The 22,250-nt window shown below is 39.2% G+C and carries 34 protein-coding genes; 5 read left to right on the forward strand and 29 right to left on the reverse strand.

Translation table 11 applies throughout. The features are described 5' to 3' along the window. Positions 1 to 103: 103 nt before the first annotated feature. The 24 genes from ACHUFN_RS11790 to ACHUFN_RS11905 form a co-directional block, all read right to left on the reverse strand. Positions 104 to 310 carry a hypothetical protein gene (locus ACHUFN_RS11790; protein WP_394222586.1) on the reverse strand — a complete coding sequence of 69 codons (207 nt, stop codon included), beginning with the start codon at positions 308 to 310 and terminating at the stop codon, positions 104 to 106. Between the two features lie 68 nt (positions 311 to 378). Beyond that, entirely contained in the window at positions 379 to 588 is a 210-nt protein-coding gene (locus tag ACHUFN_RS11795) for a hypothetical protein (protein ID WP_394222587.1), read from the reverse strand. Positions 589 to 794: 206 nt separating this feature from the next. Further along, positions 795 to 1,160 (reverse strand): hypothetical protein, encoded by a 366-nt coding sequence (locus ACHUFN_RS11800; RefSeq protein WP_394222588.1) that lies wholly within the window; start codon positions 1,158 to 1,160, stop codon positions 795 to 797. Between the two features lie 139 nt (positions 1,161 to 1,299). Further along, positions 1,300 to 2,580, reverse strand: a complete 1,281-nt coding sequence (locus ACHUFN_RS11805) for a replication initiation protein (protein ID WP_394222589.1) — start codon at positions 2,578 to 2,580, stop codon at positions 1,300 to 1,302. 1,051 nt (positions 2,581 to 3,631) lie between these two features. Continuing rightward, positions 3,632 to 3,781, reverse strand: coding sequence for a hypothetical protein (locus ACHUFN_RS11810; protein ID WP_394222590.1), 150 nt, complete (start codon positions 3,779 to 3,781; stop codon positions 3,632 to 3,634). A 66-nt stretch (positions 3,782 to 3,847) separates the two neighbouring features. Continuing rightward, positions 3,848 to 4,045: a hypothetical protein gene (locus ACHUFN_RS11815; RefSeq protein WP_394222591.1), complete on the reverse strand. Its 198-nt coding sequence runs from the start codon at positions 4,043 to 4,045 to the stop codon at positions 3,848 to 3,850. A 238-nt stretch (positions 4,046 to 4,283) separates the two neighbouring features. Further along, positions 4,284 to 4,562: a hypothetical protein gene (locus tag ACHUFN_RS11820; protein WP_394222592.1), complete on the reverse strand. Its 279-nt coding sequence runs from the start codon at positions 4,560 to 4,562 to the stop codon at positions 4,284 to 4,286. 26 nt (positions 4,563 to 4,588) lie between these two features. Then, a complete protein-coding gene (locus tag ACHUFN_RS11825; protein ID WP_394222593.1) occupies positions 4,589 to 4,978 on the reverse strand; it encodes a hypothetical protein in 390 nt (129 codons plus the stop codon). Between the two features lie 433 nt (positions 4,979 to 5,411). Continuing rightward, complete coding sequence (locus tag ACHUFN_RS11830; protein ID WP_394222594.1) at positions 5,412 to 6,170, reverse strand: GmrSD restriction endonuclease domain-containing protein; 759 nt, start codon at positions 6,168 to 6,170, stop codon at positions 5,412 to 5,414. Beyond that, a complete protein-coding gene (locus tag ACHUFN_RS11835) occupies positions 6,134 to 6,484 on the reverse strand; it encodes a hypothetical protein (RefSeq protein ID WP_394222595.1) in 351 nt (116 codons plus the stop codon). Before ACHUFN_RS11835 ends, ACHUFN_RS11830 begins: the two co-directional genes overlap by 37 nt. A gap of 132 nt (positions 6,485 to 6,616) precedes the next feature. Continuing rightward, a complete protein-coding gene (locus tag ACHUFN_RS11840) occupies positions 6,617 to 6,925 on the reverse strand; it encodes a hypothetical protein (protein WP_394222596.1) in 309 nt (102 codons plus the stop codon). A gap of 341 nt (positions 6,926 to 7,266) precedes the next feature. Continuing rightward, positions 7,267 to 7,698, reverse strand: a complete 432-nt coding sequence (locus ACHUFN_RS11845) for a hypothetical protein (protein WP_394222597.1) — start codon at positions 7,696 to 7,698, stop codon at positions 7,267 to 7,269. Between the two features lie 5 nt (positions 7,699 to 7,703). Then, positions 7,704 to 7,931: a hypothetical protein gene (locus ACHUFN_RS11850; protein ID WP_394222598.1), complete on the reverse strand. Its 228-nt coding sequence runs from the start codon at positions 7,929 to 7,931 to the stop codon at positions 7,704 to 7,706. A 101-nt stretch (positions 7,932 to 8,032) separates the two neighbouring features. Next, entirely contained in the window at positions 8,033 to 8,494 is a 462-nt protein-coding gene (locus tag ACHUFN_RS11855) for a single-stranded DNA-binding protein (protein ID WP_394222599.1), read from the reverse strand. 99 nt (positions 8,495 to 8,593) lie between these two features. Then, positions 8,594 to 9,178 carry a hypothetical protein gene (locus tag ACHUFN_RS11860; protein ID WP_394222601.1) on the reverse strand — a complete coding sequence of 195 codons (585 nt, stop codon included), beginning with the start codon at positions 9,176 to 9,178 and terminating at the stop codon, positions 8,594 to 8,596. 124 nt (positions 9,179 to 9,302) lie between these two features. After that, a complete protein-coding gene (locus ACHUFN_RS11865) occupies positions 9,303 to 9,671 on the reverse strand; it encodes a hypothetical protein (RefSeq protein WP_394222602.1) in 369 nt (122 codons plus the stop codon). A gap of 535 nt (positions 9,672 to 10,206) precedes the next feature. Then, entirely contained in the window at positions 10,207 to 10,815 is a 609-nt protein-coding gene (locus ACHUFN_RS11870) for a hypothetical protein (RefSeq protein WP_394222603.1), read from the reverse strand. Between the two features lie 64 nt (positions 10,816 to 10,879). Then, positions 10,880 to 11,203 carry a hypothetical protein gene (locus tag ACHUFN_RS11875; RefSeq protein WP_394222604.1) on the reverse strand — a complete coding sequence of 108 codons (324 nt, stop codon included), beginning with the start codon at positions 11,201 to 11,203 and terminating at the stop codon, positions 10,880 to 10,882. Position 11,204: 1 nt separating this feature from the next. Then, on the reverse strand, positions 11,205 to 11,549 hold the full coding sequence (locus ACHUFN_RS11880) for a hypothetical protein (RefSeq protein WP_394222605.1): 345 nt from the start codon (positions 11,547 to 11,549) through the stop codon (positions 11,205 to 11,207). Positions 11,550 to 11,981: 432 nt separating this feature from the next. After that, positions 11,982 to 12,140 (reverse strand): hypothetical protein, encoded by a 159-nt coding sequence (locus tag ACHUFN_RS11885; RefSeq protein ID WP_394222606.1) that lies wholly within the window; start codon positions 12,138 to 12,140, stop codon positions 11,982 to 11,984. Positions 12,141 to 12,285: 145 nt separating this feature from the next. Further along, a complete protein-coding gene (locus tag ACHUFN_RS11890) occupies positions 12,286 to 12,687 on the reverse strand; it encodes a hypothetical protein (protein WP_394222607.1) in 402 nt (133 codons plus the stop codon). Between the two features lie 99 nt (positions 12,688 to 12,786). Then, positions 12,787 to 13,161: a hypothetical protein gene (locus ACHUFN_RS11895; RefSeq protein ID WP_394222609.1), complete on the reverse strand. Its 375-nt coding sequence runs from the start codon at positions 13,159 to 13,161 to the stop codon at positions 12,787 to 12,789. Between the two features lie 65 nt (positions 13,162 to 13,226). Beyond that, positions 13,227 to 13,754, reverse strand: coding sequence for a hypothetical protein (locus ACHUFN_RS11900; RefSeq protein WP_394222610.1), 528 nt, complete (start codon positions 13,752 to 13,754; stop codon positions 13,227 to 13,229). Between the two features lie 400 nt (positions 13,755 to 14,154). Continuing rightward, positions 14,155 to 14,505: a hypothetical protein gene (locus ACHUFN_RS11905; protein WP_394222611.1), complete on the reverse strand. Its 351-nt coding sequence runs from the start codon at positions 14,503 to 14,505 to the stop codon at positions 14,155 to 14,157. Positions 14,506 to 15,124: 619 nt separating this feature from the next. On the opposite strand from ACHUFN_RS11905, the gene ACHUFN_RS11910 reads away from it, so the two are divergent. Together ACHUFN_RS11910 and ACHUFN_RS11915 are read left to right on the forward strand one after the other, a co-directional pair. After that, on the forward strand, positions 15,125 to 15,607 hold the full coding sequence (locus ACHUFN_RS11910; RefSeq protein ID WP_394222613.1) for a hypothetical protein: 483 nt from the start codon (positions 15,125 to 15,127) through the stop codon (positions 15,605 to 15,607). After that, positions 15,600 to 16,886: a hypothetical protein gene (locus ACHUFN_RS11915; protein ID WP_394222614.1), complete on the forward strand. Its 1,287-nt coding sequence runs from the start codon at positions 15,600 to 15,602 to the stop codon at positions 16,884 to 16,886. Before ACHUFN_RS11910 ends, ACHUFN_RS11915 begins: the two co-directional genes overlap by 8 nt. Positions 16,887 to 17,066: 180 nt before the next feature. On the opposite strand, the gene ACHUFN_RS11920 is transcribed toward ACHUFN_RS11915, so the two are convergent. The 5 genes from ACHUFN_RS11920 to ACHUFN_RS11940 all read right to left on the reverse strand — a co-directional run bounded on the left by ACHUFN_RS11920 (position 17,067) and on the right by ACHUFN_RS11940 (position 20,272). Then, a complete protein-coding gene (locus tag ACHUFN_RS11920; protein WP_394222615.1) occupies positions 17,067 to 17,255 on the reverse strand; it encodes a carbon storage regulator in 189 nt (62 codons plus the stop codon). After that, positions 17,245 to 17,562: a hypothetical protein gene (locus tag ACHUFN_RS11925; RefSeq protein WP_394222617.1), complete on the reverse strand. Its 318-nt coding sequence runs from the start codon at positions 17,560 to 17,562 to the stop codon at positions 17,245 to 17,247. Before ACHUFN_RS11925 ends, ACHUFN_RS11920 begins: the two co-directional genes overlap by 11 nt. Positions 17,563 to 17,763: 201 nt before the next feature. After that, the gene (locus tag ACHUFN_RS11930) at positions 17,764 to 18,462 is read right to left on the reverse strand and encodes a hypothetical protein (protein ID WP_394222619.1); all 699 of its coding nucleotides are present in this window, start codon (positions 18,460 to 18,462) and stop codon (positions 17,764 to 17,766) included. Positions 18,463 to 18,464: 2 nt separating this feature from the next. Further along, positions 18,465 to 19,640, reverse strand: a complete 1,176-nt coding sequence (locus ACHUFN_RS11935; RefSeq protein WP_394222620.1) for a PD-(D/E)XK nuclease-like domain-containing protein — start codon at positions 19,638 to 19,640, stop codon at positions 18,465 to 18,467. Positions 19,641 to 19,708: 68 nt separating this feature from the next. Next, on the reverse strand, positions 19,709 to 20,272 hold the full coding sequence (locus tag ACHUFN_RS11940) for a hypothetical protein (RefSeq protein WP_394222621.1): 564 nt from the start codon (positions 20,270 to 20,272) through the stop codon (positions 19,709 to 19,711). 180 nt (positions 20,273 to 20,452) lie between these two features. Here ACHUFN_RS11940 and ACHUFN_RS11945 point away from each other — a divergent pair, with 180 nt between their 5' ends. Genes ACHUFN_RS11945 through ACHUFN_RS11955 form a run of 3 tightly spaced genes read left to right on the forward strand, consistent with a single transcriptional unit; the run spans position 20,453 to position 22,109 of the window. Continuing rightward, positions 20,453 to 20,854, forward strand: coding sequence for a hypothetical protein (locus ACHUFN_RS11945; RefSeq protein WP_394222622.1), 402 nt, complete (start codon positions 20,453 to 20,455; stop codon positions 20,852 to 20,854). Next, on the forward strand, positions 20,851 to 21,801 hold the full coding sequence (locus ACHUFN_RS11950) for a S49 family peptidase (protein ID WP_394222623.1): 951 nt from the start codon (positions 20,851 to 20,853) through the stop codon (positions 21,799 to 21,801). The genes ACHUFN_RS11945 and ACHUFN_RS11950 overlap by 4 nt, the downstream gene beginning before the upstream one ends. Before the next feature lie 8 nt (positions 21,802 to 21,809). Further along, entirely contained in the window at positions 21,810 to 22,109 is a 300-nt protein-coding gene (locus ACHUFN_RS11955) for a hypothetical protein (protein ID WP_394222625.1), read from the forward strand. The last annotated feature ends 141 nt before the right edge of the window (positions 22,110 to 22,250 follow it).

Raw genomic sequence — 22,250 nt, forward strand, 5'->3', positions numbered from 1 at the left:
CTGTATAACGAATAGGGGATTTATAGAAGGTTTGTCAAAGGGGAGAAGAGAGACATCAAGGATATAAAATACTTCGCCTCACACCCGTATAGTGCTTTTAAGCTTAGTTATTGGCATCGCTTGAATAGAGTTTGTTCATCTTCAGTCTATCGACGAACTCATTACAAAAAAGCATTGTAATGATAAACGCAGAAGGGTAGAACAACGCAATAATATTACCTTCTATGAGTTCAATCACTACGTCTTTGGTAAACCAAGAAATACCTACAACAAAAGACAAAGTAAAAACAGACCGAAATAGAGCGTACATCAAATTCCTCTAATAAGTAATTAGAAATACCATAATTGCTTTGGCATGCCGCTAGCAGGTTGCTAGAACTAAGCTTTTGAGGTGCTATTAGCAGTAGTGATAAAGCCATTTAACAACAGTAGCGAACCGTACATAAGCGCTGCTATACCACCTAAAAATGCAAAACTAAATTCGCTAAAAAATGAAGGAATAACTTTGTAACCTTCAATGCAGATAAATGCACCGATTCCAATCCAGATTAGGCCACTAGCAAATGATTTAAGACCATTTATATTCATAACCACACCCTAATTCTATAGATGGGGGCATCCCACCAATTGATATTTTTATTAGTTTATTATTAGCCAGAGAAATCAGACGGAATTAAGAGGCTTAAATTTAATCGTTATTATGCGAACGAGGGGAGAATATGAATAGTCATACAAGGAACTGAAGGTTGATAGACATAAAACGGTTTTCGCAAAGTTCCAATTATCAGCATAACCTACTGTCTATCGTTGACAGCAAATGTGAGGTTGATGACATTTTCGTTTCTGTTAGATGGCACCCTGATAAGCTCTTTAGCCGTTGAAATATTAATGTTTGAAGCTATCTTATCTCTATTAAGCGGAGTGTAATTGGTGGTCGCGCCTGAACGCAGATAGAAGTCTGCAACGGCTTCACCTAAGTCTAAATTCATACGTTCATTGATAAAAATTACATAACCGTTCCTCTCTTCGCCTAATACAGTCATGTAACGCTTTTTAATGTCTGCGAAAGTACCATCGAAGCAACTGATAAGTAGAACTCCATTCTCTGACTCTAAAACGTGCCCAAAAAGGTCTTCAGCAGCAAATAAAATATTTTCCAAAATGGCCTCCAAGAAACGTCGCTAATTAATAATAATTTCAAAATCTGGAGGCATTGGTTAGATAAGCAAAGCGAAATCAGTCCTTAATGGCATAAAATGGCCAGTTTCAATCTGGCCATATATAGCTAAAAGAGCTACCTCAATCTGTTAAATGTTTCATGAGGTCTCTACGAATGTACATCGTGGACTCAACATACGAAGCAAATGAATTGTACAGCGCATCATCATCCCACTGACCAGATACAGCGATAGCATGTAATTCTTTGTCCTTCGCGGTTCGTTTAGAAGACATTGTTGAAACATACATGTCTTTAAGTTTAAGCATTAACTCATCACTAGCACGCCTTTCAATTTCTTCGAAAGGTAGTTTGCCATCTATGATGAGTTTCGATTCTGTGGGAGGTTTGCTTACGCTTGTTCTAGTTTGTGGAGAAGAAGGCGTCTCTTCTGCATTTAATACGGTCCATGCATAAGCTGCTGGATTATCGATATCAGAACGTTGCCTCAAGGTTGTTTGGATTGCATTAATACGTTCTTCTAGTTCTGCAATAGAAAGCCTGTCGAAAATACGCTGTGATTGTTTTTTAGTAATTCCAAGCTCATGAAGTGCATATTCATATTCAGACATTTCAATTGTGGTATCAGTGTCCTCAAGAACCTTATAAGCAGCGTTTGGCTTAATTTTAAAACGAATGCCAGATACCTTTCTACCAGTCCGTTTCAGCTCAACTTCAAAGATTTCAATATTGCTCTGATGATTAATCTCTTTAACTGCTTTTTTGATGACTTTCGTGTTGAAGGCTTTAAATTCTACATAGGAGGATGTGTCAATACCCAATAGCCGTTTCAATGTATCGACTGGAAAAATAGGGGTTTCACCAACATTGATGAATCGGTAGACGTTCTCATAAAGTGCTAAAGATTGAGTTGAGATAAAACTGTTCTGAATTGCTAAATCAATATTAGCGTACACAGAAGGGTATAGCAGTTCTTCACGCAACTCACTAGGGAATCGAAAGTAGATTTTGCCATCAACTAACTTACCGTAACTCAGAATCGGCATAACTGCCCACTCTTTGACACCACGGGAATTAATAATGTTGTATTCTATGGCAGAAGTAGCAAGTCCAAACAGCGCTTCTTTAATGAGGGAATGATCATTGCTATCAAAATGAATATCTTTCTTAAGTCGATGTAAGGGGATCTCATAATTGATTTCCTGTCCTTTGGTTTTTTCAAGATACTCATCAAGTCTTTCTTTATCACTGCTTCCTATAGCTTCAATTATTGTTTCTCTTGCTCTGAGAAGCAAAGAGTTAACTACTTTTCTTTGTACTAGGCCCCACTTTGAACGAGACGTGTCAGAATGGATTATACTTACATGCTTTCTAAGTACTGGCGACCTATCAGTTCCTTTCATATGTATTCCTGCAAAAGGTATAAATCTTATTTACACCTTAATATTTCATTGTTTATATAAAAGTGCAACATAACAAAAGAAAAAGATCATGAGATAGATCGACGATGTGTTTAGATCGTTTAGATCGTTTAAGATCGTTTGATCGTTTAGCTCCTCTACAGAGCTTGTATTCAATGGCCTGCACGCCTAAAAGGTATCCTTCTACGGGGAATAAAGTACCCATCTACGGGGAATAAGGTACCTACTCACGGGGAATATGGTACCCATCTACGGTAGAAAAGGTGTACATATACGGGGAGAGGTACCCTATTACGGGGCGTATAAATAAGTTAATCACTTTTCTAATAATGATGCTTTAACATATTGTATAATAAGGAAAAATAATACCATACTTTATCGCTATCAATAGCTTAAAATCCAAAGGTACCCACCTACGGGGGTAAAGGTACCCAACTTCGGGGAGGGTATCCGGCTACGGGGAGAAATTAATTTTTTAGAAAAACGAACATACTTTATACAAATTGAAAAAATTTGGCATTTAAAGTGCCAATATCACTATAAAAACTCAACAAAACTCCAATAAGACATAGAAAAAGTGTGCTTAATTAAATAATTAAAGAAACTCTAGTCTCATTTATCCCCCGTAGATGGGTACCTTATTTCATATATTTTCCCCGTAGAAGGGTACCTTTTAAGGATTTATTCCTCTGTAAGAGGGTCGTTGAAATAAATAATCTCCCCGTAGAAGGGTACCTTTTGAGGTGGTGGCCCCCGTGAATGGGTTCCTTTAAAGGTTAATTCCCCTGTAAATGGGTACCTTTATGTTAATTCCTTCCCGTAGAAGGGTACCTTTTGAGGTGGTGGCCCCCGTGAATGGGTACCTTTAAGAGCTTATTTCCCGTAAATAGTTACTTTTGTTTGGGATGCTCCCCGTAAGTGGGTACCTTTAAGTACCCTCTTCGTGCAAGGGTACCTTTAGTATTAGATTTCAAAATAAAAGTTTTTTTGGGGGGAGTTTGAATTACTGAACTCATTTAAGATCTAATAGATCTTATTCAACACCGATCCTTTGTTCTGTAATTTTGTAAAGAATATCCAAGTCATTCAGCACATCGATAGGATCACGGTCAATACAATTCCGTATTGCCTCTCTCAGCCAGAATGAGGTAGTGGGGTCGTTAATAATTTGTTGTTCATCCATTAGTAAATTGCCTAGTTCAAAAATCCGGTCATTGATAACGTAATTAATTGTAGAGTTCTGACATGCTTAACGTTGTTTACTCAACCACGTAGTACCGTGCGATTTGTAAAGCCGCTTTAATGCATCAGCAGAACTAGGCTCTAAATCGGGATACTGAACGCGAGCCCAACAAGAAAGGAGTTTTTCCTTCCATTTAGGGCCGTGAGCCCTTTGCAATTCGTTAATCGCAAATTGCGCATCTGAAGGTATAGGAATTTGTCGCATGTGAAATCTCCAGTAAAGACAATATAAATAGAGTATTCGATAGACAAATCAAAAATTAAAAATAAGAAGGCTACTTTATGGAATTGTTGCGCCCCCTGGGCGCACGAGTGAAATCAAAGCATCGTTTAATTATTAAAGATTATGCTTTGAGATAGTCAGAGGAACACACTTCTCCCTCATCATTGACTAAAAAGCCATTTTTTCTGTGACGCCCCTCGGCCATCTCGGCAACAATAGGCTATTTCGCTTTACCAAACTTACCTAAAGCATCATCTAAATTGCCCTTTGAAAGAACAATAAACATGAATCTGAATTCCCCTTTCTTGTTTGCTGGGCATATCGACATAAACTCTCTATACATAACGTATAGTTGGAAAAGCGCTTCAGCGGCCTTTTCATGGGCTTCAGTGGGACATGAGTAGTAATTGTTTATTTGCATGTTCCAAGCGCCACAGCAGCGGTCTATGAACGATTGACGGTCATGAAGGAAAGCATCGCTACCGAAAGTGTCTATCATTGAAATAGTGCCCGGTCAGATAAACCTTACACCAAACGAAAAAAGGAGAGCACACGCAATAGGGCGGCCCTTAGCTTGTCGATAGGTTTTGTATGCTCAAAAGGAAATGCTGTAACCCAGACGCCGTTTTTGACATATTCTTGTCTAGCAGCGTCCTTGTGAGGTTTTACACGCCCGTGAATACCAAATATTGTTTTGCAATCTGTGCATACCCCGTGGCCATCGAAGCTAAAGACGTCTTGAAACGCCTTACTAACAATACCTCTAACGTGGGGGCCTGTGATTTCTTTTTTACATGATTTGCAATGACCGGTAATTTCAGTCAGTAGAAAACCATTCGAAAAACGGTAGGGTAGTGCAGACTCCAAAGGTGCTTCTTTCTCAAAGCGTTCAATCATTTCTTTAGTGGAAGCCATGTTAACCTTAGAGACAAAATAATTAATGATTGCTTATAGGTTGCCACGATTTCATGTTACGCAATCTTCATTAAGGCTTCATAAACAAAAACTAAGGTCTTCGTGAATTAAGTCAGAAAAGTATGAATTTAAAGGATATGACAACTAAAGATGGTCAAATCGCCAGCTTACGCCCGTTGTAGGATAATTTCTTTTCAGTAAGTACACGGTAGACACATTGGTAACTCGCTCTTTATAGATGAAATTTTCGTGGCGCAGAACGCATAGATGCTCGGCCTGCACTAGTAAGCTTATTTTTAACTCAAAACCATTATTTACTGGAGTTGAGACAAGGCAACTGTTGCGCGAGCATCGCTCCCTCTGCGCGTTTACGCACAGAGAGAGAAGTAAAGAAGCACACAAAAGGATTACTTTTAGAAAGGGGATAAACATACTATGAACAAACGGCAAGCATTTTATCAATGACTCGCTTTTCACGAGAAAAGTACTGCAACCCATATTTTTTCACGACACCATCAAAACGTATTAAATATTCACAGCGGTATTTATGGTTGGGTGGCATCCACTCAGTAGGACCAGCTGCCCCTTTTTGACGATTTAGGTACTTATTAACAGCGATCAGGTTTTCAGGGTCGTTAGCGAACCGTTCCTTGCGCTTCTTGCTCCAAGCTGCTCCACCCCTTGCACTAGCATAGCCAAGGGGTACCCTATGGTCGATATCAAGGTCGTCGTCATCGATAAAAATCTTATCTGAATATGGGTCGTAAAAGGTGCCTTTATCAACAGTACAATTGTTTGACTTATCAAATAAAACCGCAGTAGAAGACTGACGAATAAGTTGCTCGGCTCTTTCATCTTGGCAATCATGGTCTTTATCTGTCCAATGGTTCCAATCATCTCTGTTGTATTTGCCACTGGAGGGACTAGACGCGTTAGTCGAATAGTTTACATGCCCTTTAGGAAGACGCCCACCAGATGATAAGCAGGCTTCAATATTCTCATAAACTGTATAATTCTTCGTTCTTGAATAGAAGGCACTAGTCTCATCGTGACAGATACCACTGGTAGACAGCTTAACAGGTGGGTTGCCTGCTAAAGATTGCGATACAAAAAGAGAAATCGATAAAAAAAGTAAATAACGACGAATAGAGCGCATCAGGCGACCTCTTGCCGTTGGTTGTAAGTAACCCATTCATTGAAAAGTTCGTGAAAATTCTCATCTAAGTGAAATGCATTGGTTTCTAGGTCGTACACTCCAATATCGATCACTTCTTCTAACGGGACAATAGTGAGTGCTGTGGTTGGGTAGTGGTCTTTAGCTCGTCCTGCCGCTAATGAACATTTATCTTCAAATGTTTTGATGTTCTCAGCGCCGTAAACATTACCTTCGTAATAAACCATAACTGAGGTATCAGAAATAGTTCTGGATTTAACAATCGCACTGGCTGGGGAAACAATATCCGCGAGTCTTGAATTTTTGCGTGGGATATACACCGTAAACTTCATAAAAACCTCAGTATTCCAAAGTAAATTTAGTGTCGCATCTAATTCGATGATGCGAGTTCGTTAAGGGAATAATAATTGGGGGTTAAACATGTATCTCATGGACAATGCTCAACCCACCATTAAATGCAAATTTCACTCAGGCGAGGTTAAGAACGATTCAATGGCCTGTTTTGCTTTATTGATAATGCCTCTTTGCTGATCAAGGGCTACATCGACAGCGACTGATGGTGCTACTGACTTACGTGTTTCCACGTATCCCTCAAGTTGGCCACGTTTCTCAACAAGTGTTAATAGCGTTTGGTGAGTAGGATTTGTTTTCAAATCACGGATTGCTTTAAGTGTCTCTTGCTCAATCTTTTGGCCTGTTTGATAAATGGCATTGCGCAACATATTGTTGTTTTTACTGGTTGCTTGTCGAGAAATATGATCATGGATACTCATTGTTATTCCTTAGGTGTTTAACGTACACCTAAAGAATGACATAAGCCTGCAAAACGCAAGGGGAATGCTATAAGGAACCACAGTATATGGAAGAAAGTTCTAAAAGTTGTTAAGCAGTACGTCACTACCGCTTGTTCGTAGCCTAGCGAATCTAAAACTGGTTTCATCTTACGTTTATTAATTGCGCCGATAAACGAGGTTGGTCTATGGAGGACTTAGCGTTTAAGATATTTGAAATGCTGCTTTTTACCGCTTTGTTTATCACTTGCTATGATCTGGTTAAAGTAATCCTTGCACTCTTCTACTGACAATATCTGAGCAAGCGGCACCACCGAGGCTGGTCAAATACCAAAATCAGTTTTTGCTTTATTAGAGGGATACATGACCGTGAAGAAAGCAAAAGGGCGGCCATAGAATTGTTTCACTACTGTATTTCCAGTGCTGGTGGTAGGCATATATAGCGCTGATGCAATCGCCCACTGCTCTTCAATTTCTGGTTTTTTGGCGCCATGTGTAGCGCTAGCGGTGTGGAGAACTAACTCAGCAAGCTTGTCACGCTCTAATAGGTGCGATGGGACAGATAATTTAGCATCCGCATGAAGTTGATAGAATCTATCAACGGACATGCTAGCCATTACGAGATGGTCATTATGCGGGTAATAGGTAAAAAATTGTGCGAAGTTCTCATCCACGACATCTTCACTGTGGGCCGTTGCTGACCATCCTTTTTCTACAAGAGAAGAGATGTATTTTTTAAAGCGAGGATTATCCAAATTTTTTATCCTTTTACTTGTAAGTCATCAGGTCCAAATGATTTATTGTCGAGATAGGTATATGAGGGGGTGCCTTTCGCATCAACACTTAGGTAATGAGGTTTCTTAATACCAGAAGGTAGCGTCTCTATTACTGTCAAATGTGTTCCAGCGAAGCTTTTCAATACACCCAGTAACTCATCGATTCTTTCAACGAATACATTTTGTTTCGAACATTTTACTTGAATTGACATTATAATCATCCTGTTAAAATCTATGGGTATGCTCTATCACATACCCGTAATAATTGTTCCGCTTTAACATTGAACAAAAAGCTAACATTCAGAACGGTTAGCTAGAACGGAATGTCATCTTTTTTCTTGTCCGATTTTGGTGGAGCAGCGTCGTAATCATTTGGCGCAGGTTGAGGCGACTGAGCAGGTGCCTGCTGTGGCTCATCATGCTGAGAGGGAGCGGCTTGTTTCCTGTCAAGCATCTGCATTTCCTCAATAACTATTTCAGTAACATAGCGGTCTTCACGCCGTTCGTCTTGCCATTTACGAGTTTGCAACTTCCCCTCAAAATACGCCTGTGAGCCTTTTTTAAGGTTTTGCCCAATAATTTCAGCGAGGCGACGATATGACACCATTCTGTGCCATTCAGTGCGCTCTTGAAGGTTTCCGTCTTTGTCTTTCCAACTTTCAGTTGTGGCAACACTTATGTTGCAAACTGGTGTTCCATTTGGCATGTAACGCAAATCAGGGTCAGCACCTAAATTGCCAATTATCTGTACTTTGTTAAGCCCTTTAGTTGCCATAAATCTCTTCCTCTTATTCAAATCAATAGGGGTATGCTAACCCTTTATTTAATGGCGCAAGCACGCATTTTCTTAGCCGCTCTGTCTATGGTTGAAACGCTACCTGTTAAACTTATTGTCTAAAATTGCCCTGCAAATATGCATAGTTGTCATGTCAGTTTCAAAACTGTCGGATAGTAATTCTTCAGGTGATAAAAATCCTAATACTTCGATATCATTAAGCACTGACTGTATATGAGGGCCGTCGAGGTGATAGACGTGTGCATGAAGAAGACATGGCCGATTATCTGGGTAGAAATCGCTGCAAATTAACTTTGGAAGTACGTCTTGTTTTACAATATATGAATCAAGTTCTAGTTTGCAGTCCAACTGCTTAGAAAAGAAGGTGTCAAAGGACTCGTCTAGGTCAATATTGGAGTCTTTCACAATCAAATCAGTTATTCCCAATTCACTGACAATTGCAGCGCTGACTTGACCTTTAAGAGTGTTCTTGAAAGCCCATAACTTGCCGTCATACAAGATAACTGCTGTAGGAACGACCTTTAAGAAATCGCTGTCATGCTCTGCTACACCACGCTCGCATAAGAGTATGTCTTTGGTAGAAAGTGTATAGTCAATAAATGCATTATTTTCGCCGTATACCATAGACGACTTAACACAAACAACATGCTGACTATCGTGCACAATATTTTCTCCCGATATTCGTAAAAAATACTATTGTGCCTTTATTGTGAAAGGGAGCATTGCAATAAGACCAGCATATTCCGTGCTTAATGAGCACGCTTGTAATGGTAGGCCGCTATGCGACCTAAAACATTGCGATTGTCTTTGTATCGATGAATGCTGCGGTTTTAGACTTCTCTCGCTGCGCTTTTTTAGCTGCCTTTTCTTCCGCTTCTATGCGTTTTCGCTCCAGCAGCTGCTCCCTGCGCTCGTGGAGTATCATTTTCCAACGTCTAACAGCCACTTCATCTACCGGAACGCCGGTCTTATCAGACAGTGAAACCTTGATCGTCTCTCGCCGCTTAACTTTCTCCCCGTCAACTGTTTCTGTGGTAGTACGGGTTTTAAAGAACATAGTGTGATTTACGACTTCCTCTAACGCTATCATCATCTCGTAGTCAGTATGCTCGCCGTTGGTCGCAATCGAGCCATACCAGTTAGCCGCGTTGGTCAAATCTTGCTTGTTACCAAGGATGCAAAATACGTAATTGTATTTTTATGGATACTATTTGACTGCACTATTTTTTTGACGCAGTAGATATGCAAGGGCAGTCTACCAGCTTGAGCGAGTTGGCGATGCTTTTGATGGTTTTAACGGTTACAATCCCTAAGAGGTTCTGCTGACCTCCTTTAGAGGGTCGAAAAAACTTCCCCTTGTAACGATGCTCAAGGAACAGGTTTATCTACAAGCAGTCTTTTAATCGCATATCGCTGAATAGTAATGGGAATTTACCGACTGCATGGGGGCGCTGGTGGCTTATGTTACGGACCTGATGTTCCTCAGTAATATCCATCAACTCTCCATCAAACGTTGGTGATGATCCTAAATTAAGTTTTGTTTGGACAACTGAAATCTTCTTTGTGTCTTGTCATTAACAAACCACTCGAAAATTAGCCCTTAAACGCTTATCATTGATTTATCAAGGTAAGTTCGTTACCTCGCGCTTACTTTGAAGGCGCAGATGGTGTAGGAGCCTCTGCGCTGACAACTAAATACTAAATGCTAGCTGACCCTCTAACTGTTCAGATTGACTTTCCATGCCAATAGAAGATTCGATACGCTCATAAACCCCTACCCATTGCGTGTAACAAGTAATACCAATCTCTTTTTTAAGATTCGCTTTTAACCAGTAATTCTTTTTCGCCAAAACTATTAAGCCATGCACCACTAAATCACCATCATGCATATCAAAGCATGTATCGTAATCACGCTCTCCGATGTTGTGTTCATCATATAACTGGTAAGAATTTAGCTCCGTTTTTAACTGGTGAGTAAATACAGTGGCTAAGAAATCAATACGAGACTTCAAGCCTTTGCTATCGGCCAGCGCTATTTTTGACTGAAGGCGCTTGAGCTTTGCTATAGCTTTAGCTTTGTTAGATTGAGATTTAAAGTCAGCGTCTTTCATCTGAAAGTATTTTCTGTCGCAGACCAAAACGTCTGAACCAACAAAATGCTTTAATGCTGTTCGCTCCACACTAGCGCTATGTTCCTTTTCACAAGCATCACAGTAAAAACCTTTGGGTATACCTACACCGTTGCGCCCTGCTGCACTACCGCGCATGAAGCCGTGTTTTCTATTTCCCGCCGTTTTCATTACCTCGCTGATATTGATTTATGAAGCCCCAGTAGGAGAAGGGGCTATATTCAAGAAATGTTTGTTAAACAGCTTTTAATTCCCAAACGCTATCATTGTCGATCATGCGTTTAACTAGTTTTGAACCATCTAATGGCTTTAAAGAAATCAAAGTACTGTCTTGATAGCCAATGTATTGTTCCTTGGTCGATTCATCTTCTTTATGAATTGCTATCAGTTCACATTTGCCGAGATTAGGCACTTCGATGTAGTGAATGAAATCACTAAAGATACGTCCATCACGAACAATCTGAGCTGTTTTGGCTTCAGTTAACTCTTTACAAGTGCAAGAACAATATTCACATTTTTTGTTAATTGAGCATGATAGACAGTGATTACAGTAATACATACTATGCTCCCGCCAATATTGGAGTTAATTCTTTTAAAAGCATTTGACGTGCTTCTGTTAACGCAGGAACCTTTACTCGTTCAGAGAATTCATCTTGTATAAGTTCTAAGCAGTATGTAATGAATTCAGGCATGTCATCCTGCGCAACATCAGCTTCGTATCGTGCGCGAATTATATAGAAGAAATTATACAGAGTCTTTTCACGCTGTGCTTCAACAACTCGTCGAGCCATTGCATCTACCCCGCCTACGTTTTCTAAACCTGATTCAATGTCTCTGCACATCAATTGATAACGCTTATCAGCTTTCTCAGTTTCGTGTTCTAGGAATTTAATAAGTTGTTCCATGATTTACCTCGCTTAAAGAATTGTATTTGTGTAATAGGAGTTACCTGATAAGTTAGTTATTTAGTAACAAAATAGCCTTACAAATAAGGGTAGTGTTAATGGATAAAATGATAAGGTGTAATTAGGTCACGTTAAAGCAGGTTTAAGAGATGCCATTCCTATCAAACTCAAGGGTTTTTTTTCGATAGGTTTATTTTCTCTCTAAACCATATATGGCAAGGGGTGCAGGATGCTTTTTCTTGTTTCTAGCAATGTCGCTGGTGGACTCGGAACGCTATTAGCTACGCCATTAAAGTAGAGGGTATGCCCATGACTTGTAAGGCCATAAGCATACTAGAGAATTACTGCGTGGATACTAAGCCTGCTATAGGCTTATCGAGTGCGGAGTGGGTCATCTCAGCTCGTTTAAATGTCATCAATGCCTTAAAATAATCACACGACTTCTTCAAATGTTTCGTTAGACACATACTCCTCTATATCTGACATAGTTAAGTCTGTAGAGGCAGAAATTTCGTGAATATTAAGCGTGTCAGCCCGCGTGAAGGCAAGATTCACTAATGACCGGTATTTTCTCAAAAAACTTTGTGTCATCGATATACTTAAACCATCATAGATTTTAGTTAAAAAAAGCAGTAAGGTGCTTCCTGTTGTGTCTTAAAGTGTATTTAAGGGCAGAACAAATGGTGTTGATAAAAGGCCTTGTTTTGGCCCTTTAAAAATTAGTAGTTATATGAATTCAATGAATTGTGTTGGTAGTGCCCAGCGCTGTCTTAATAGCTTGATTGGAAGCTGAATAGCTACGCATCAAACGAGCTCCTTCCTTTGTTATTATCAGGTCGCTAGCACGAGCTACAGAGAAAGCCAAGTTTGAAATAATTGAAGCATTGATATCAAGAGAAGAAATTTCCTCCTGAACACAGTTATCAGACGGAGATATAAATCGTCGCAAGCCGGTAAACGGGCGTATGCATTTCTTATCTGCTTCTTCGTATACTGCATTTACGTGCAGGTGGTAACCTTTTTCTATTTTTTCTCCGGCCCAAGATTGGGTTGAACCGTCGTTAAAAATGATTGAGACCTCGATCTTTTCTGACGCATTCTCAGTTGGTACTGATAGCAGTAGTTGCTCATTTGCCATTTTAAAACTCCGTTTGAATAATTAGAAATGTCGAGGTTGATTATGCTGTACTTTTATTTAACGCAAGCCCAAAAACAAAAAAAGCCCCGAAGGGCTGTTTTAAAGTCGTTTGGTTTTGGCCAGTGTATTAGTTCTATCTGCTTGTAACGATTCAGTTATTACTGACATCTCGTCTGGAAGAGAATCATAAGACAATCCGTTCTCAATAATGAATTTGTTTAGCTTTTTCAACGGACCTGTATCAATTTCAAAAGCGATAGGAAGATCACGTAAGCAACTGGCTGGTATCGCACGAAGAATGCTAATGTCTTCTTCAGTCAATCCGCGAGACGTCATTTCAAACTCACGGGTAGGACCTTCTTCTTCAATGATAGAAAATAGCTCTACTAAACGAGCTATGTAGTCAGCTTGTATATCGCAAAGCTCCTCAGTGAGCTCTATCCCTTTTTGCAAGGATGGATTCTCTATTTTCATTGTAAGTACCTTTTAAATCATATATTCATAATTTAGTTAATAAAATCTATACCACGGAGAATAAACTACACGAGCCGAAGTGCCGGTGGATTAAGCAGGTTACCAGATGTTTTTTCTAGCTTTTTATTAAGACGCTGCGTACAGATGAGCCAGTTTCGTTTTTCCTCATGGGACATTGAGTCAGCACAGTTTATATCAGCAACGGCATTGCGTATTAAAGTATGAGTGTCTGTTAGATTAGCATCAATATGCGGGTAGACCATTTTGCATAAGATAATCATACATGAATCGATAACATTCATCTTAGCCTTGTTGTTAGATATGTTTGAAGACATTTTAAGTAGCGACTCATAAAACCGTTTTATTGGCTGCATATTCTTGTTTTTTACTTGATAAAGGCCAAAGCCGGTGATACTGCGCTCACGAGCAACCTCTATAGCTCTATCGAGGACCATTAAAGACATTTCAGTATCTTTGCTCAAATAATTGTGACTAATTCTATTCAACCTACGGGTGCGAGACTTCAGTTGTTCTGACACATGTGACCAGAAAAGCTTATTGTCATCGACAAACGAACGTTCAATATTCGTCATAGTAAATTCTCGCAAAGCTGTTTCGGCCTTTGAGTCGACGAATGAAATGAATCTGTTATTTAATGAAATAGAAGCATTGCTCATATATTTTAAAGGCTCTTAATGTTGCTAAACAGTATGGAGTGCAACATTTGATAAACCATCCTCAAAAAGTTCAAAAATTTGATATTAAGTATTCAGTAAAGTGAACAGGTACTTGTTCAAGTAAAACAGTCCCTATCCGGCTTTTGACTCGTGAAAAATAAATAAGGGCACGAATCACTCAGTGCTTTATAGAAAAAATTTCACTACAGCATACCGCAGGTATGGATAGCGAAAGGGTAGTCTTATCTGTGTTTGATAATTTCATTTTCAGACATAGCTACTCCGAGATAAAAAACAGCTAGACAATTGATAATGTCTACTGATTAGCTTCTGGTACTAGTAAAGAGCCATCTAATCCCAAAAAGTGCTCAAAAGGTTTAATCATGCTGTCATAATCAAGTTCTTCGCTGGTGGCGATCTCAATATCTTCAACTGCTACAGAGAACGATAGAGGGAAAAAAGGGGAGCAGATTGTCAATTGTTGGTTATTGCTGCCGGGTTTAGCACCTTCGACTTTGTAAACAGTGTCGACAGCCATAGTGCCGTACTCTTCAATCAACTCAGAGCTGAGACGGTCGCGGCGAAAAATAACTAATTTATTAGTCCATTCATCTATATGTGAACCATTCCTAAGAACTGCTTCTGAAGAAAAAGCGAACGATTTCATAATATTTCTGATTCCTGAAAAACTTTACCAACATGTACCATTGAATCTGTTTTGAATCGTGACACGCAAAAATAAAGGAAGTTCTTTATCGGAAATCCAATACAAATCTTCGAAAGGCACCGTATTCAGAACAACCCTTCAAATCATGCTGCGCGGTTTTTTAAGATTTTCCTTTCGCCACATTCAAAAGGCATTCGAAGTCTAAAAATGATACACCGAGCAACGAAATGAGTAGTTTAATAAGGGAGCGTTTTTAGTCCCTTAACTGACAAAAAAAGTCATTGATAGAAGAAAAGGTAGTTGAGAAGCGTCCATAGAAGAAAGCATTGCTAGATAAGAAAGCTATTTTAGAAATATTGACTGTTAAAAAATGCCACTAAGAGCATATAATAAAAGGTGTGTATGTATTGTTACAGGATTGTTGTGGTAGATTGTTACAACATATTGCTACTGTAGACATGATTGAAATATAAATAGCGTATTACTAAATTAACGGCGCTAAAAGATGTCCTTAATGGACGAGATTTGAAAATTTATAGTGATAAAACTATTTGAGAGTGTGTACGATAGACACACTGATATCTGGATTTTGAAATCATTTCTTCGTTGGACGTAGCTTATGAAACATACAATTTTAGCAGTGTCGTTAGCGCTCACATCAACATCTTTATCTGCTGATGTAGTTTTTGAAAAAAGCAAGAACGTCGATAGAGAAGTCGTCGTCACATTCAACGAAAAAAAGAATTTAAAAAAACAAATAATCGAAAAAATTCTAGAAACTGAAAGAAATAGATTCTCTGTACACTTCTCAACCTTTGGCGGCAATGAAGTTGATACCAAGAATGAGCTAGAAATTTTACAGCATGGAAGAATAAACCAGAACGGCTCCATTAAGCCTGACGTTGTTCTTAGCAATCTAGTTTATATCATTAAACCGTGTACAGATAAGTCATTGGACATAGTAAATGCTGTATGTGTTAAATATCAAGCAAGTGTGGAGATAGCAATAAATAGTGACGCTTTTATGGATGAAGGCGAAGTACATTCCTTCAATGGTCGTTTAAGCAAGGCCTCTAGGTTATTGTTAAAAAGAGATGGTTAAAAATAAAAGATATAAAAAGTACATTGTTCAGAAGGGATTTCTGAAACTTCCTTTGTTCAGGAAATTAATTGTATTAACAGCTCCTAATGGCGAAACAGTGCCGCGTGACTTTTACATAGAAGAGAAGGTTACGCAGGTAGTTGATGTCAAAGATAGCAATGTTATCCCTAACGCTATAACAATAAAAACAATCGACGGGGATTATGACCTTATTATCTCTGATAATTTTGAAAAATCCAAAAACAATCTCAAGCTTCTGGCAGAAAAAGAAGAAGTAAGTCTATTTTGGATAGATAAAGAGATGCTTGATATTCAAGCTGATGACGATGAAGATGACATTATCGATGCAATCGCGTTAGAGGGTGTTAGAAAGTGGATCTACTGCCCATACATAGCAGAAAGTTATAACGAATGGGTAGAGTTAGTTGTTCGTGATGTCGGAAATGCGGAAGAATATCAAATCGAAAGTGAAGATGTTTTGTGCGCTTCAACAATTGAGTTCTCAATGCGAGACCCCCACGTTCTCCCCGATGTTATCAAGCAGCAGTTTAATATTGATATTGGAACTTTGCTCGAAGCCTTAAACTTAGAAGAAAGCGAAAGTCAAAGGCAAATTCTCAGCGCTGCAATCATAATCATCCAAGGTATATACGATCAAACCATCGAAATGAAAAAGGTTGCACATCGTATGCTCAACGTTCTGCGCTTGCCTAGTGAAGCTAAAGTGTTTCTTCAGTATCACGCTCAGACAATTAACTGGAGTACGATGGAACTTGAGGCGCTTAAAAGCGCTTTGCCAGTTTATCGCATAGAAGGGTTGATAGACTTCATTCAAAACGTTGATGCTACCGATGATGAAATAAAGGAAATTGAAAATAACCTTAAGCAAATTCTTGGTTGTATCAAACAAACTTTGAAAGTATTGCCCGGTGTAAAATTGACAGAAAATGAAACTGTATTAAGACTAGATAGGCGAGAGTGGGTGATTTCCATTCAAGCCTCTAATCACTTTGATTCCGAACAGTTTGTGACTGGTGAGTCTCCCGAGTACATCGGTAAAGTTATTCAGCATTTAAGTCAGATGGAAATGGCCAAAAAAATGTGGATAAAAAATGGAACGAGAATTTATCAATGCGTTAAATGTGATTTTATACAAGAGCATAAACATGCATGTGAGTCTTGCGGTGGTTTGGAAATGATTAGTAAACTACCGGCATCCATTAAGAACCACAGATACAGTATACAAGATGCTGTCAGAACAATTGGGCGTAGTCACTAGTGTTATGACTACGCGACCAATTGACATTGATCTAAAGAGCTCTGATTTGTATTTAAATTAGGAAGCGTGATAGTCAAATCAACACGGTCCACGCCATTTAAACGCAGTGTGACATGATTTTTGTTGGTATCGATTACTTCCAAAAAAAAGTCATCTGAAATACTAATAATATCTCCAATTTTACAGTTCATTTTTAGCATTTTTTGACCTATTTATTTTAATATGTTCTGGCGCATCCACGCCTATCGAAACGCGGCTTGTGCCGCTTTTCAATATCTTTATGGAGACGTCCATCTCCTTTAATTCAATTGTCGTGCCGCTGGGGCTTGATAACTCAAAACCATACTTTTTACTGTCGTTAAATTGCAAAACTGAAGAACCCCTCAACAATAACATTTAGCTTTTGCTTTAATGAAAGCTCTACATTTGGAACTGCATATTCAAGCCAGTATGAAAGTTTATAGTCAGGGGGGGCCATTTTAGCCATCCCGACTAAACTCAAAAGGCTTTCAGAAAACTCAAACTCCAGTGACGAAGCCCCGTACTGTTGACATATTTTTTCAGATAAAACTATTAGCTTTTCTTCTGTGCAGTAAATTGAACTTACGTCACATTTCTTGTTGTTGGTGATGGATTTAAAGATACCAACAAGTTCATCAAAGCTTGTACAACTCATAATCAAACTCCTCTAGTAGGAAGTATTTTATGCAATTTGAAGAAGATGCTTTGCAGTTAAGGGGGTCAAAAAGTGTTTTTATTGGAGAAGGTGCATCTGACAAATACTCCGCGACTGTCTGATGCGGTAGGCCGCAATGTGTGCTGTAGGAGGACATATTTACCTCCAAAGAGGTAGGAGCTTTATTAATATATCATAAACCTATTCAAGGGTGTGATTTTTAGAGCGAAGAATTAACCCTTTATTACAAGCAATGATCCTTCGATTATGATTGAACACATAATCGGGGCACGAGCATTCTAGAATTTTCTCACCGAGTTGGAAAGATACCTCACCGTCACTGGCCATGATAACATCTGTAATAGCAAGAGAAGCCGTGTCTACTGGTGACAATTTATTACTATTTCTTTGAGCAAGCCATGGCAATTTAAATGTAAGATTTGAACGCTCAGATGCTTCAACAATTCGATTGCCAAAAAGTGAATACCATTCAATGCCATTTTCCGTCACTGCTTCAACCGTCAAAATTAATCGGTGGAGTTGTTTTTGGTCAATGTAGGCCGCTTCACTGTATTGGTAACCGTCAGCTTTCATCAGCCGCGTGTTTTCATTTAAATAGCAAAAACCTCGGCTGTAGCTTAATTGGATAAGTTGAGGCCAGCTTAAAACTGCTGCGACAAAATAATCACTTTTTTGATCTGCTTCTTTTATTCTAACTGAGTATACTGAAGACACTGATTCACCCCCATATTCGCGGTGCGCAGCATCGCTCACCGCTAGAACGAGAAACCGCATCTTTTTAAGAGTTTCACATTGAGATTTGTTGATTGAGTCGCGAATGCTGAGAGCATCCACGACAAGGTTATTTGAAGTGAGGAATTTCTTGTAAATACTTCTCATATTTACCACTCACAAAACTTCGGTTTTCTGATTTTTTTTCTCTTGTCTGTTACAGAGTGTCCATGCCAAACGTTGTCTTTCATAGAAATATGCAGATTGGTCATGGTTTCTTCATAAATACTGAAAAGCTTGTCGAAATCTTCATCGTCAATGAAAAAGGTTTCGCAATCGTCCATTGTGGCGTATTCAGAAGCGACAAAAATAAAGTCGTCTAAATCATTTCCTGTCGCAACAAAATAGCTTTCACGGTAGAACATCTCCTGTATGCCGTAACCCATATTCACGGCATCTTTTGAAAATGAGTTTACTTCGCAACTTTTTGTTGTTTTGACGTCAACTGCTCGATTGTCAAAACGTAAAAAGTCAAAGCGAGAGCGTTTTTTCAAGCCCGTGATAGGGCATGTGTAAATGATGCTTACCTCAGGCAAGCCCTCGTCGGGGTTAAGTAACGGACCTGCGTCACCGTGGCTTAGGATTGTTTTCGCGCAACGAATAGCATCATCATAAACAATGCCGTCAATTTTGTTTTTACCTTTATTCAACTCGTCGTTTTTAGCATCCATAACATCAAAAATTGGAGTTAAAGGTGCCACCTCCAAAATTTGCTTTATCACAGAATCTTTTTTACTTAGACCACTTGTGATCCCCAACTCTTTAGCGTGTGACTTTAAATCATCAAGAGTAACTAAGGCATTAGGGTGTTCTGCTTTCACCAACCCGCGATAATGCCTATCCATAAAGCCCTCTGGCTCAAGTACGATTTCATGGGCATAAGTACCAGCATTAAGTGTGTGCTCGGCTGCTTTCAGGCGATTACGCTGAATATCATCGATGTATGTGCGTTTATAAAGTTTAGGGCAAGCACGGTATTTCTTAACCATTGAAGAAGATAACGTAGGCAAGCTGTGGTAAACCTCATTAGGAATACCAATCCAGATACCATCCACCAACTCATTATTCTCCGTCACAAATAAAGGATTGCCGCTCTCATCATAGGCAAGCTTTGCGTCAAACGAAGATTTTGCTAGTCGAGCGCCATAATATTTTATCTGCAAGGCCACATATTCTGCCGTTACTTTGCATGATTCAAATAAGCTTTCGCTTGTATCAATTTCAAAAGAACCAACAAGTTCTTTATGTTCAAAGTAATCATTTATAAATTGGTGACTGGCGTGCATCTTAAACCTCATTTCGTGTAATCAATCAACACATTCAGAGTACCATTAGGTAAGATGCCGCAAGCCCCTTAACCCTTTGAGCTGCTTATTCTTTTCGCCAAGATTTTGAAAGAACTATAAGCAGCTTCAGTAGTTAAGTTAGGGAAGTTAAAACAATACTGCGATAGACATAGGTGTCCAAACATCATGCTGTCTGCGAAAGACATTTTTACGCCCATCTTAGGTTTCCCCGACTCGTTTAGAGACGCAAATACACTGTCGTTTTGGAAACGACCTTCGAATCCCTTGTTATTTTGAGAGCCATGGTAATTACACAATACAGAAGGCGTTAATGTTAAGAAAAACGCTGTAGCTTCCGGAAGTTCGACATTTGTCAACTGTAGACTTATTTTGTTAGACCAGTCATACGTCTGCTGCCCGTTTATGCGTTTGGCCGCTTCAATACGAACGGTGTGCCAGTTTGATTTTGTTGCATCTGGCTTAATTTCGATAGCAAAATCTTTACCGTGACATTTCAATGAATAATTCTCACGGTAACCCATAGCTGACAAGTAAGCATTGTAGCCAGTGTTCTGTTGTTGATGTTGAGGAGGTCTATTACGTTGATAGCCCTGCTCTAAATTGTTATGCATAGAATCCTCCTTAGATATTCCTGAAATACATGATACCGCAGGTTCATATCACACAAGATAAATCTAATTTTGTAATAAAGAAGCTGTTGATGATTAAGATACAGAAAAAGGCGCCTTAGCAAGCCTTGCATTGAATTAAACGGGTGTACGATTTGATTATGTACAAGGGGAGATGTTTCAATGAATAAGATTTTAACCATGGCTGCTTTGGCAAGTTTAACACTACCAAGTGTGTGCTATGCGAAGTGTGAACCAGCTGAGCTTGAGCAACTATTGAGAAAAGGGCCCTATACTTCTGCGTTTAACGAATTTCAAGTATCTGCTGGTTTCGCTTATGGAGCATGGGTAACTAAGTATGACGAACTAAAGTTAAGTAACGATCAGAAAGAGCGAAGTACGTTTCTTAACTTAGGTAAACAGTATATGTCTGATGCTACAAAGTCTGTCCAAGATTTATATAGTGTGGCCGCATCGCTTCCTAGTGAAGCTTATTGTAGGAATGAAATGATGTCTTATATCAAAAAGAGCGGTGAAGACATGGTTCAATTCCACAATCAGATGATCGCGGAGTTCGTTAAATGAAAGTATCAGATATTGTTCATAAGTTAACAGGTTACGGTTCAAGACCCAAAGAGTCTGAATCGATTGAAACACTTGTTAAATTGTACAAGCGCCAGATGATTGCTAAGACGGTAGTTATGCTTCTTGTGCTAATTTCACTTGTGGTTCAGCTAGGGTTTTCTAAAAGGCCGCCGAGTTTGACCGTTCCACATGTTGCTGTCGTCAAGGTGCATGGTCCCATTGGTGGCGAAAATGGCGTTCAGGGCGTTGATGTTATTAAAGCGATAAAGGAAGCTTACAACTCACCTACTGCAAAAGGCATATTGCTAGATCTAAATTCTGGTGGTGGCTCTCCAGTTCAAGCTGAAATGGTCTATGAATATATAATGTCTTTAAGAGGCAAAGGTAAACCAATAAAAGCAATAGTACAGGAAGGATGTATGTCAGCCTGCTACTATATTGCGTCTGCCGCAGACAGTATTACAGCACATCGTTCGTCTGTTGTAGGGTCCATTGGCGTAAGAATGGACCTATGGGATTTCTCTGAAGTTAAAGATCGATATGGTATCGGAAAAAAAACGCTTTCAGCGGGTATCCACAAAACAATTCTAGACTCATGGAGTGATAACACTATGAGTAAAGAGAGCATTGAACTTGTGAGTAAAAATGCCATGAACCCTTTATATGAGAGCTTCGTCAGTGATGTTAAAGCTGCACGGATAGGTATCGATGAGGACTCTTACCCTAATATTTTTCAGGGGATGTTTTACAGTGCTTCAAAAGCAAAGCAAGCAGGTTTGATAGACCACGTAGAAAGCTTCTATTTCTTTAAAGAAAACTTTATGAGCGAACTAGATGTAACCGAATCACGAATTTACGAACAGCGTAAAAAGTCGTTTTTTGAAACACTTGGTTTTCCTTCAATTAGTGTAAACCTAAACCTACCCAACTCATCAGTAACAAGTTAGGAGTTGTCATGCTAAAAAAGTCAGTCTTTAGTATCGGTGCTTTGATGATAGCTATGCCGTTGCTATCTAACGCACAGCAGTTTTCGGCAGAAGACATTGAACTACGTGCTTCTAATCTTGAAATGAAGCGTGTAGAAGTCGTAAAAAGACTGTCTGAAAGCATTGCTCAATTGGAAGTAAGAGATGTATCAGTCATACGTGCAGAAACCTCTTCAGTAAATGAAAGTGACTTGGGGTTGGAAGAGCTACATGGTCAGTTTCGGATTAAGTTACAAGAGGGTGTAAGCGAGCCCGACCCAAAGCAATAAAACGACTTGTAATGTGATTTGAAAGCCCCGCTTGTGCGGGGTTTTTTTATTGGCGATTGATAAGGAGTCAAAATTGATATCTTAACGACAGGTTAAACGAAAGAAGCAGAATAGAATGGAGATAAATATAAAACAGGATTT

Source organism: Alteromonas gracilis (genome assembly GCF_043642145.1).
Taxonomy (GTDB): domain Bacteria; phylum Pseudomonadota; class Gammaproteobacteria; order Enterobacterales; family Alteromonadaceae; genus Alteromonas; species Alteromonas gracilis_B.